The following is a 10,583-nucleotide window of genomic DNA, read 5'->3' as shown; positions in this document are numbered from 1 at the left end:
ATACTTTCAGGTACTATGACCCGGATATAGGCAGATTCACGCAGCCGGACCCGATTGGGTTGCTGGGTGGGTTTAATTTGTATCAGTATGTGCCTAACTCACTGATGTGGATCGATCCGTGGGGATTAGAATGTAATTTTCTCAATCGACGACAAGCTTTAAATAAAGCTAAAGATCTTGCTAAAATTCCTCATTCTCAACAGCCAGAGAGACAGTGGATAGTTGGAAATATCCCCGTGAAAAAAGGGCAAAAAAATTATAAATATTCGGAGGATTTTGGTTCACATGGTCGATATTATGAATATAGAAATGCTCAAGGACATAAACGTGTTATTGTTGATCATACAAATGACCCAAGAGCGAAAGGAATACATACACATGCAGGAAAGCCAAAAACTGGTGCAGACTCAAGAAACTATGATTTTAAAGAAGAAAGATATTTAAAAATTATCAACCCATCAACAAATGACCATCATATTTATTATGAATAATATTCTTGAAAAAAAATTACTTTATTTGAAAATAAAAAAATATGCCGAAAACCTAGAAGGAATTCAATCATTTAAAATATCATTTATTGAGGATAAAGATTTTGTTTGGTTTAAAAAACAAATGAAATTTTTTTTCAAAATTGAACAAAATAATGCTGATATAATACTGGAACATGACATATGTAAAAAGAAAGTAATTCAAGTAATTCATAATATTTTAAAAACCAACACTGGTATAAATTGTATTCAATTATTTGAAGAAAAAATTGCTGTTTATTTAAATATCAAAAATCTTGATTTCTTCTTAGATAGTGTATTTAAATATAATCAGTGTTATGATTTATCCTTATTATTTTTAGAACCTGAAAGAATAATAATTATTAATGATGATGAGTATAAAATATATATACATTATTCTATAAATAACTAACATACTTTTAGATAAAACTTAATAAAATAGAAACAGAAAACTCAGTCTACGGCGCCTTAGGCAGACGTATCGAAAAACACCAGATAGACCGGGCGGGCAAAGCCTGCAACCGTACCCGTTTCCTGTGGGACGGGCTGAGAATGATTCAGGAAACCCGTACTGACAGAAGCAAAAGCATCTATATCTACACTGATGAAAGCGGCTATGAACCCTTAGCCAGAGTGGAGACCACTACCGGTACGGAACAGAAAGTGCTGTACTACCACACCGATGTCAACGGTGCCCCGGAAGAACTCACTGATGAAGGCGGTCATATTGTATGGGCATGCAGCTATCAGCTGTGGGGCAAACCGATACAGGAAATCGAACACAGCCAGATACAACAGAACCTAAGGTATCAGGGGCAGTATTTAGACAGAGAAACGGGCTTACATTACAATACTTTCAGGTATTATGACCCAGATATAGGCAGATTCACGCAGCCGGACCCGATTGGGTTGGGGGTGGGTTTAATTTGTATCAGTATTCGCCTTAAGAGTTGACTTGGATTGATCCATTATGTGTAGCTGCATGTAATGCTAAATTTCCATCAAGAAAAGCTGCATTAAGAGCAGCAAAAAGAGATGCAGGAATAGCTATGAACCAGCATCCAATAACAGTTAAAAAAGTTCCATTAACTGATTGAGAAAGGCATATCATAAAAGATGGTAATTTTAATATAATAACATCAAGAGAATATCATTATGTACAACCGAATGGCTCAAAAATAGTTATTCAGGAGCACTCGGCAGGACATGTGTATGGACCCCCAGGAACAGCTGGAAATCAGGGACCGCATTTTAATCCTAGACCTTTTGACCCTAAAACAGGCAATGGTTCAAGAAATCGTTCTGTCAAAGGTACATATGATCATTATGAATTTCCGTAAGGTAGATGAATATGTGGTTTGATTTTATGCATGGACGCGAAAAAATTAAATTTATGTTTAACAATGAATTATCTCTTGATGATTCAGAGTTTGAAAATTTACTTTTTTACGATATTTCAAGAGTGAGATTAAGTTTTAATATAAAAAAAATACCAAAAAAAATACCTGATAAGTGGAAAAAAATAAAATTTAATGGTTTATCCATGACTTTGGAACTAATAGGTATTCATAATTTGACATTGAATGGAAATCAAGTAGGCTTTATATGTTCTCCATCAATAAATAAAAATAATAATAATTTAATATTTACAATTACAAATAAAGAAGAATTTTTTTTATCATGTACAACTGAGTTGATTATTATTGATTCAATTAAACCTTACTTAGATCAAAGATGGAAATAAAATAATGTTTTGTGATTTTCAATTGTTTTTAGAAAAAAAATAATTTATTTTGCTATAAAGAGAAATTTAAGCCAAGTATATATAAAAAACCTAGACGAAGATGATACAGATATAATGTATTTATCTACACCGATAAAAGCGGCTATGAGCCTTTAGCTAGAGTAGAGACACCACTGGTATAGAACAAAAAGTGCTGTATTACCACACCGACGTCAACAAACCGCCAGCGGTACCCAGTATTACCATTACGATGCCGAACACCGCCTAATCGAAGTTCGTATCGAAAAATTAAACCGTACCAGATGTCAACGGTGCCCCGGAAGAACTCACTGATGAAGACGGTCACATTAGCAACTGAAAGATCATGATTTACTTAAAGCGGCTGGCATGAATATTCATTCAATTAAAAATATAATTTATCTGCCTACTTCAGCTGATGCGCATTCTACTAGAACTATTCACAACGGTTCACACGTTGTATACACACGGGATATAGAATGGCAAATGAATGAAATTAATAAAAGAGGTCAAAAAGAAAATTGGACACAAACGCAATACAAAGAAGCTTTAAATAAACTAATAAAAAAAGAAAGAATTGGTTTACGTAGTGGAAAAACTATTTTAAATAAAAATTCAATTAGGCCTTCCAAAGGATGTTGATATGATTTATGAACTTATGATAGGTAATTATCCTAATAGTTATTGGTTCCAATATGACTCAACTGTAGTTGCCAGTTACGAATTTATAGAATTCAAGGAGATTCAATTAAATAAACCATTAGTTTTTAAATTAGAAAATAAAGTCAGTGAAAAACGTTTAGTCTCTTATGATATTTATTTCAGTGATGGTCCTGTTTTTATCTCGCCTAGACTTGCCAATTTACTTTCGAACAACCAAGATTTTTTACATGATGTCCAGCTAATAGATGCAACTATAATTGTTAATGGTCGTAGCTATTCTGGGTATAAGGCATTAAATATTCTTCGTTTAATATCATGTATTGATATGAATAAATCTGAATATATACCATTATTAGAGAGTTTGCCTGATGGACCAAAAGAATTTTATAAAATGGTCTTTAAAGAAAATATAAATGAGCAATTTTGTATGGCAAGGTGTGAAGAATCTAAAGGGCGAATTGTGATTTCAGAGTCATTACGACAGTTTTTTATTAAAAATAAAGTAAAAGGAATAGATTGATCCATATAATTTAATTTAGTAAACCTGCCTATTGAAAATAGTCAGCAAAGACATCTAATAAACGAAACGTCAGCTGTGGGACGGGCTAAGAATGATTCAGGAAACTTGTACCAACAGAAGCTAAATTGTCTACAAACCACTGGCAAAGATAGAGACCATAAATAAGCAAAATCCCATAGCCAAGAATAATTCACGGCGGCAAATATACTTAGCTGCTGCGGATAAGCAAAAAATAAAATCAAACCTCAAGCCGTTGGAAAGAAATATTAACTAAAAACAACGTAGTCAAGAAAATGCAGTATACGGCTACTATATAAAAGAGGGGCTATAATCACCAGCGAACTCCAGAAAAATCATTGGATAGTATTTTTTAATATATTTAATGATAAAAATGAATGAGATGAAGTAGACATTGGTAAGGTTAACATCTTGTTTACTATTCAGTAGCAGCACACAGACTCAAAGAGTTATTGGTTGTTCACAAGATTAAGCATGTGCGTAAAAATGTACGTCCACAACAGTCTAAAATAACACCAATCACAGTTAGTCAGCCTGCTGTAGCGAAAATTAAACCTGAAAGTTTTATTTCAAATGAATTATTTTTGCTTAGTTAAAAATTAATTACATTGTTATATTAAACTAGCATTTAACTCAGTATTAATATATTATTTTAATCTGAAAAGCGAAAGGCTGTGCTACCCAAAACTGTTTCTAAAATATTAAATAAGTCTTAGTGATTTATTTGGTTATATTAAATCAACACAATAAACTGTTGCAAAAAATATTCAATAAAAATTTTAAATTTGTAAACTTTTAATTTTTATAAGCAAATTGAAATTAGTTTTATTAAACATTCCATTTCAGGCGATATGATCATATTGGTGTCGTTATATTCTAAGATGAAATCAATATGGAAAAAAACTACCAATCAAAATTCACTAAATCAAAAAAAGCCTCAGTAGCCACTTCTGATGTATTATCCCAAGCGTGCAGAGTAATCGCTCCCAGTATTTTTCCCGATGCCACATGGAATGAAGCGGAAGTAATCGGGGCTATGATATGGTTATGGAGCAAACATCCTGATTACAAAAACACTGCTATTAACTCTGCCTTAGAGAATTTAATTCCCATTATCCGTTCGAAAAACTTCGCCCTAATCATCACTCAACAGCGCCCTATCGGCTATATCAACTGGGCATATTTGAACCACGAGGAAGAAATTCAGTATTTGAATCAATCAAAAGACTATCTAACTTTTGTCAATTGCATGCAACCAGATCAAGACAAAAATTTATGGATATTATCATTTTTCTGTCCATTTGGTTTACATGATGCTTTACTAACTAAATCAATCTGTAAAAAAGTTCTGCATAATCATTTGTGTTATTTTGGCTACCATAAATCAAAACAACAAACTGTTGTAAAAAATATTCAATGTTAATTTTAAATTTGTAATATTATGATTTTATTAAGTAAATAAAAAAATAGTTTTATAAATCCAATAATTATAAGCGATAAGATCATCTTAGTTTCACCCTTGACTAAGAGGAAATCAGTATGAACAAAATCTACCAAACAAAGTTTAATAAAATAACGGGTACAACGGTAGCCTGTTCAGAACTGGTACGTAGAGCGTGCAAAGTTACAGCTACTTTAACTGTTTTAGCCGCATCGACAACCGCATTTGCTCAGGATTGCATACCCAATGCAGACGGATCAATCTTAGTTGGCGGCGGTGGACCGAATGATGGATGTAATAACGTAAAGGCCGCAACAGTTAATCAAAGTGGTAACGCCGGTTTTTATATTTTGACTCGTAACCATCTACGTGAACCACTTAATGTTGGGGACACTACCTTAAGAGCTAACATAAATGGTGATTATACGGCTTTGGGAAATCAATACTCTTATGGTTATTCTAATGCCGCCATTAATGCCGGTAACATAGATTTTACCGTCAACAGCAATGGCAATTTATCCGGCATTGCCTCATATCACAATGTTGACATAACAGCTAAAAATGTAGAGTTAAATATTAATAATAATTACTCCCGCGGCGGTAACTCAAGTGGTTCCGTCTCCTCCTATGGTATTTTAGCTGGTTCGGCTGCAAATGCTGGCGAAAGAAAAACATTCAATGGTAAATACACCACCATAACAGTGGATAAATTAACCATGAATCAGACAGCCACAGGGGGTAAAACCCAGCCAATATTAAATAATGGTATTCGAGCAATTCAGGGCGCTTTCGATAATTCAGGAGACGGCTCTACTGGGCGCGTTATTGTCAACGATGATTTAGATATGACCTTAACCGGTAATCGATCTATCGGTATTTATGTTTCCGGAAATCAAACCAATCATAAAGCTGCTGAAGATACCGGAGTTGAAGGGCAACTGACCCCAATAGTGGTTTTAAATGGCAAAAACAACAAAATCATCATTAATCAGGGCAGTGACACGTCAACATTAAACTGGGACAGTAACGGCATAAAATTAGGTAAAACGCGTAATACAGGGGAAGGCCCGGGAATATTTGAATCCCATGGAAATTTAACAATTGATACAACAAACGCGAGAAGTGGTAATGGCATAAAAATGGTGCGTAATTCTCTATTTAAAGCCAATTATGAGAATAGCGCCACCACTATTAAAACCAACGGTTATGCATTAGAAATTGGTACTCACGACGATGCAACCAAAGATGGTAAATACGAACAAGCAGCTGCTCATGGTGTTAGAGCCAGCTTTAAAGATGCCGTTTTCACCACCACCGGTACCAGTGCCGATCCGGTAGTTGAGGGCTCTGTGGGTCGGAAAGATTTAATCTTTGTCGATCAGGGGCAGGTTGATACAAACTTATCTTTTTCAGGCGATAAAACCAACCTGACTGCTCATAATGAAGGATATATAGTTAATGTCAGTGGCAACTACACAGGGCCTAACTATCAGTACTTTTCAAACACATATGACGATAGCGGAAATGAGCAAGGGCACGAAGCGTATGAAGCTTCTTCAGTAACCTTTAATGCCACAGGTAAAGGCAGTATGACTGGGCTAGTCACCAAAGGAACGGTCAAAACTGAAGAAAAACAAGTGCTGGATGAAAGTTACAAACCTATTCTTAACATCAATTTAGATAATGGTTTTACTTGGAACTTAAAGAAAAGTGGCACCAACAATACCGCAAAATTTGATACCCTGAATCTAACTCACGGCTCTATTTTAAATGCTGCTTTTGATGATGCAGGTGGTAATGAATTCATACTGCAAGGCAACGTGAATAATGATGAAAGTATCATCAATCTCGATAATGCTTCCCATGCTAAATACAATGATATGCTAACCATTGTGGGTAATTACTCCGCAATCAATAATGCAATGGTTAAAATGAATACGCTGTGGAATCAACCGGGCGATGCTGAAGGAAATAATTCTCAATCTGATGTTTTAAAAATCACTGGTACGGCCACTGGTGTAACCCGTGTTATACCCTTGAATGCAGACGGCAATGAAAATGTAATTGACGGTAACGTGCAGCAAGTTAATAAAGTTATCAATACCGTACCAGTGGTATATGTTGGTACCAGCAACAACCTTAGTACCTATAGTAGCCAAAATGCCTTTACGGGCACTGCGCATACAACAGGAGCAACAGAAGTACAATTAGCCAAACGTTCAAGTACAGATGGTGATGTATATTACTGGACAATGCAGGCTAAAGAAGAAACAGGCGGCGGAAATGGAGGTGGTGGTAATAGCGGAGGAGGTGAGGCCACCAAACCTAAAAAGCCAACACCGATATATTCCCATGCCGTTGCCGGTTATGTCGTTATACCACATATTAATCAGGAACAAGGATTTGCCAGTATAAGTACCCTGCATGAACGTCGCGGAGAACACCTGACTTCAGATTTAACAGATTGTGCAAAATGTGACAGCCAGAATGAAAATTTCATCAGTGGACAGACATGGGGGCGAGTATTGGGCAAACATCTGAAACAAGATGGTAAAAACCGTTTAAATGCTGATTCTGATATCGCAGGTTTTCAGATAGGGCATGATTTTTTCAGCCAGTTGCATAAAAATAGTAGCCACAATCATATTGGCACTTATATCGCTTACAGTAGAGCTAGTACCGATTTTTCTGATCAATACCGTGCGGTAAATGGTGTCATCACAGGTGATAAATATACCGGTAAAGGTAAATCAGATGCCATTAGTCTGGGTATCACCAACACTTATTACAATAGTAATAACAGCTATATCGATCTAGTAGGCCAGTTGTCTTATCTGCATAATAAATACGAAGCACGTGATGGAATGAATCCCGATAGCCAAAATGGCTGGGGTTTCGCAATTTCTGTGGAAGCGGGCCAACCATTTGGGCTGACAAAATCAGTAAATACACAAGGTAATTGGAAGATTGAACCACAAGCACAACTGATATACCAATATATCAATCTAAATAGTTTTAATGACCGTTACCGACATGTCGATCAAAACGGTCAGGATGCGCTACGTGGCCGTGTGGGCGTGCGTGTGGCCTATGATGGCTACACTGCTGTTACCAAACCAGCCACTTTTTATGCTCTAGGCAATGTATGGCATGATTTTTTAAATCCAAGTCGTGTAGACATTGGTAGAGATAATCTACGCGAAAAATTTGCCAAAACATGGGGAGAATTAGGTATAGGTCTTAAAATTGCGCTAAAGAATAATAGCTTTATTTATAGCGATGTCCGCTACGAGCATGATTTTGGTAGCACAAAACGCGAAGGATACCGCGGTAGCCTTTCTTTTGAGCACAAATGGAAGTGATGAGAACGAAAGAATGAGTGCTTAGAATTTTATTCTATTGCAAATATTTTCACTAATGTACAACGTGGTCAGGCTAGACGCTCAACCACGTTTTTTTCAGAAATAAATATGCTTGTTTAATCTAAAATGATGTAAGAAAAAGATATTCGTACCAATAAAAATTTATTAATGATTCTGCATAAACGCTTTCATCCTTAATTCATTAGTGGATTTTTATTTTAAAAAATACTCCAATAATATTTATTTTTATCTTTTTTCAAAAAACGCTTTGAATAATTTTAAAAATTTATACAATTAGGGTAATGTTTAATATTTAATATCCTATAGTGGATTTATTCTATTGGTATTCTCTTCAATTATCTGAAACAAATTTCAAACATTCTTTCCAACCTATGCCACTTCTTTCTTGGACGCATTAACTACCAGGGCTGCCGCTTTTTTCGCCTGCCGCTTTTTTCGCCTGCTGCTTTTCTTTGTCCGCTTTGTTTGCCATATCTGTGCTTAGTGTTCGTACGCTTTGCATGATGGTGGCGGTGGCATCAGCTACAGCCTGCTGTTTGTCCATAATCTGCTGTAAATCCGGCAGTTCATTTACTTTGCTGTGTGCTGTGTTGATGTCGCTGTGGATGCCCAGTTCTTCTACGCTGGTTTCTTTGCCGTTTATGATTATCTGCCCCGGGCTTAGGGTGGCATGTGTGGTGGTATGGTCGCTGCCGCTTTCGTATTGTGGCAGGCCGGGGGTATAACTCGGATTGCCCACTGGCCCTGGGCCGTCTCCGGAAAAACCACCTCCTATCGATGCATTGCTGGCATGAAAGTCGGAGTGGTTTTCGATGTCCTTGAAGGTGAGACTGTTGGTGGTAAGCTGGTTGTGTTCTTTGTCTGCAGTGGATCCGATGGCTCCTCCCTGCAAATCTACGCTATCGGCTTTGATGTGGTAACCATCTTTACCGGCAAATAATCCAGATTGTTGGTTGACGCCATTAAGGTGACCAGAAGCATTGCTGCTGCTAAAATTACCTGAGGCTTCCCATACGCTACCCAATCCGCCCTGTACATGCAGGCTGGCTCCGCTGTTTTTGATGACTTGGTCTATTTTGTCCTGCGGACTGATTATGCTTAGTTTGCCGCCAATTTCTGCATTGATACTGTTGGCAGTGGCCTGTGACTACTATCAGTGTGGCTGGAGCAGGTAGGCTTTTATGTGGGATGCCCTGTTATCATTCAGATTGAACAGGGCAAGTTAGTGATAGAGATTGATTTACGAGTCTAAAAAAACTATAACTTATAAATAATCTTTAATTCTTTTATATAAAAATTCATAAAAATTAGTAGCATAAAACTTACATTCAGCAGATGGGAGCATAATGTATATTGGACATTCCCAATTATCAAATTTAGTATAATCAAAATAATACACATCACCAAAATCTGTTTGGCTAACAACAAGTTGTGTGTTTTTCATAATATTATTTTTCATATCAATGATATGATGATAAACAATATCCCCACCATTAACCGATTCAAAATCTAATCCGTAAATGCTGTATATTTCCTCTCCACATATTTCACCACCACGGTATTCCCGTAAAAACCATTTATAAGAGTTAGCTAAAGGAAAACCTAAATATTTTTCGGCCTTTAAAATCCATGATTCATCAACCGCATCTTCCGGGGTACCGAAATTAACTATATTCTCATTTTTATTAATGAATTCAATTAGTCCTTTTTTTGTTATTTCATTCATAATTTTTACCTATATGTTTTTGCTCTCTCGATCCAGTATTAAGTTTTCATTTATTGAACTCATATCTATTAATTCCAGAAGGAATTGTATTAGGATTAACATGAATCGCTTTTTTTTATTTTGTTGATGAAATGTTTGCGTAACTTCAGCAATAGCCCCATTTTGATTTTGTGTCATATGGTGAAAATTAATCGAATTTCCATCATGACCAATAGGTGCTCGACCAGATGCCATTCTTTCTAAATTTGTTCTTTTAATTATTTTCCCTTTATCTGTCCAAGTTGTCATTAAATTCGGATCAAACAAATCATTACGTTGATAAACTTTATTACCATTAAATTCTATAGGATCTTTGCTCCAATATTTTCGCTCTTGCCCAAAATATTTTGTTGCATCAGCCAGTGTGGCTCCTGTCATCCCCTTTCCAGCATTCCCACCCTCTTTTCTAATTTTATCCTCCTTTATTAGATTAGCCACATTTTCTGTTTGCTTAACCATTTCTGCTACATTTCCTGCTTCTTTCGCTTTTTCATAGGCTTTTTGTGCAGTATGCATTTTTTT

13 protein-coding genes are annotated in these 10,583 nt (G+C 36.0%); 10 read left to right on the top strand and 3 right to left on the bottom strand.

The window, feature by feature from the left end; genetic code table 11:
- The 9 genes from ACQP6D_RS10715 to ACQP6D_RS10675 all read left to right on the top strand — a co-directional run.
- A partial coding sequence (locus ACQP6D_RS10715; RefSeq protein ID WP_427858181.1) for an RHS repeat-associated core domain-containing protein occupies window positions 1-491 on the top strand: 491 nt, incomplete at its 5' end.
- Window positions 484-921: a hypothetical protein gene (locus ACQP6D_RS10710; protein WP_427858180.1), complete on the top strand. Its 438-nt coding sequence runs from the start codon at window positions 484-486 to the stop codon at window positions 919-921. The genes ACQP6D_RS10715 and ACQP6D_RS10710, both read left to right, overlap by 8 nt.
- Window positions 922-1,061: 140 nt before the next feature.
- Window positions 1,062-1,463, top strand: a complete 402-nt coding sequence (locus ACQP6D_RS10705) for an RHS repeat domain-containing protein (protein WP_427858179.1) — start codon at window positions 1,062-1,064, stop codon at window positions 1,461-1,463.
- A 152-nt stretch (window positions 1,464-1,615) separates the two neighbouring features.
- The gene (locus ACQP6D_RS10700; protein WP_427858183.1) at window positions 1,616-1,849 is read left to right on the top strand and encodes an HNH/endonuclease VII fold putative polymorphic toxin; all 234 of its coding nucleotides are present in this window, start codon (window positions 1,616-1,618) and stop codon (window positions 1,847-1,849) included.
- A gap of 11 nt (window positions 1,850-1,860) precedes the next feature.
- The gene (locus ACQP6D_RS10695) at window positions 1,861-2,253 is read left to right on the top strand and encodes an Imm50 family immunity protein (protein WP_427858178.1); all 393 of its coding nucleotides are present in this window, start codon (window positions 1,861-1,863) and stop codon (window positions 2,251-2,253) included.
- A 354-nt stretch (window positions 2,254-2,607) separates the two neighbouring features.
- Window positions 2,608-2,913 carry an AHH domain-containing protein gene (locus tag ACQP6D_RS10690; protein ID WP_427858182.1) on the top strand — a complete coding sequence of 102 codons (306 nt, stop codon included), beginning with the start codon at window positions 2,608-2,610 and terminating at the stop codon, window positions 2,911-2,913.
- A 1-nt stretch (window position 2,914) separates the two neighbouring features.
- Window positions 2,915-3,454: an imm11 family protein gene (locus ACQP6D_RS10685; RefSeq protein ID WP_427858177.1), complete on the top strand. Its 540-nt coding sequence runs from the start codon at window positions 2,915-2,917 to the stop codon at window positions 3,452-3,454.
- 910 nt (window positions 3,455-4,364) lie between these two features.
- On the top strand, window positions 4,365-4,895 hold the full coding sequence (locus ACQP6D_RS10680; RefSeq protein WP_267391665.1) for a toxin-activating lysine-acyltransferase: 531 nt from the start codon (window positions 4,365-4,367) through the stop codon (window positions 4,893-4,895).
- A gap of 116 nt (window positions 4,896-5,011) precedes the next feature.
- The gene (locus ACQP6D_RS10675) at window positions 5,012-8,275 is read left to right on the top strand and encodes an autotransporter outer membrane beta-barrel domain-containing protein (RefSeq protein WP_427858176.1); all 3,264 of its coding nucleotides are present in this window, start codon (window positions 5,012-5,014) and stop codon (window positions 8,273-8,275) included.
- A gap of 415 nt (window positions 8,276-8,690) precedes the next feature.
- Here the strand turns inward: ACQP6D_RS10675 and ACQP6D_RS10670 are convergent, their stop codons facing one another.
- Window positions 8,691-9,320 (bottom strand): hypothetical protein, encoded by a 630-nt coding sequence (locus ACQP6D_RS10670; RefSeq protein WP_427858175.1) that lies wholly within the window; start codon window positions 9,318-9,320, stop codon window positions 8,691-8,693.
- Window positions 9,321-9,452: 132 nt separating this feature from the next.
- Here ACQP6D_RS10670 and ACQP6D_RS10665 point away from each other — a divergent pair, with 132 nt between their 5' ends.
- Window positions 9,453-9,548, top strand: coding sequence for a SymE family type I addiction module toxin (locus ACQP6D_RS10665; protein WP_100157169.1), 96 nt, complete (start codon window positions 9,453-9,455; stop codon window positions 9,546-9,548).
- Window positions 9,549-9,560: 12 nt separating this feature from the next.
- On the opposite strand, the gene ACQP6D_RS10660 is transcribed toward ACQP6D_RS10665, so the two are convergent.
- Window positions 9,561-10,022: an SMI1/KNR4 family protein gene (locus ACQP6D_RS10660; protein ID WP_427858174.1), complete on the bottom strand. Its 462-nt coding sequence runs from the start codon at window positions 10,020-10,022 to the stop codon at window positions 9,561-9,563.
- A gap of 9 nt (window positions 10,023-10,031) precedes the next feature.
- Window positions 10,032-10,583: HNH/ENDO VII family nuclease (locus tag ACQP6D_RS10655; protein WP_427858173.1), on the bottom strand; the 552-nt coding region annotated here is incomplete at its 5' end.

The sequence above is a fragment of the Snodgrassella sp. CS2 genome, assembly GCF_050310315.1.
Taxonomy (GTDB): domain Bacteria; phylum Pseudomonadota; class Gammaproteobacteria; order Burkholderiales; family Neisseriaceae; genus Snodgrassella; species Snodgrassella alvi_E.
Note: the sequence above shows the minus strand (reverse complement) of the source record. Positions and strands in the feature narration are given on the sequence as shown.

Bases quoted from the DNA above. Each gene is read 5' to 3' on its own strand.
- ACQP6D_RS10710 (WP_427858180.1), top strand. From the start codon at position 484: ATGAATAATATTCTTGAAAAAAAATTACTTTATTTGAAAATAAAAAAA.
- ACQP6D_RS10675 (WP_427858176.1), top strand. From the start codon at position 5,012: ATGAACAAAATCTACCAAACAAAGTTTAATAAAATAACGGGTACAACG.
- ACQP6D_RS10660 (WP_427858174.1), bottom strand. From the start codon at position 10,022: ATGAATGAAATAACAAAAAAAGGACTAATTGAATTCATTAATAAAAAT.
- ACQP6D_RS10680 (WP_267391665.1), top strand. From the start codon at position 4,365: ATGGAAAAAAACTACCAATCAAAATTCACTAAATCAAAAAAAGCCTCA.
- ACQP6D_RS10695 (WP_427858178.1), top strand. From the start codon at position 1,861: ATGTGGTTTGATTTTATGCATGGACGCGAAAAAATTAAATTTATGTTT.
- ACQP6D_RS10705 (WP_427858179.1), top strand. From the start codon at position 1,062: ATGATTCAGGAAACCCGTACTGACAGAAGCAAAAGCATCTATATCTAC.
- ACQP6D_RS10685 (WP_427858177.1), top strand. From the start codon at position 2,915: ATGATTTATGAACTTATGATAGGTAATTATCCTAATAGTTATTGGTTC.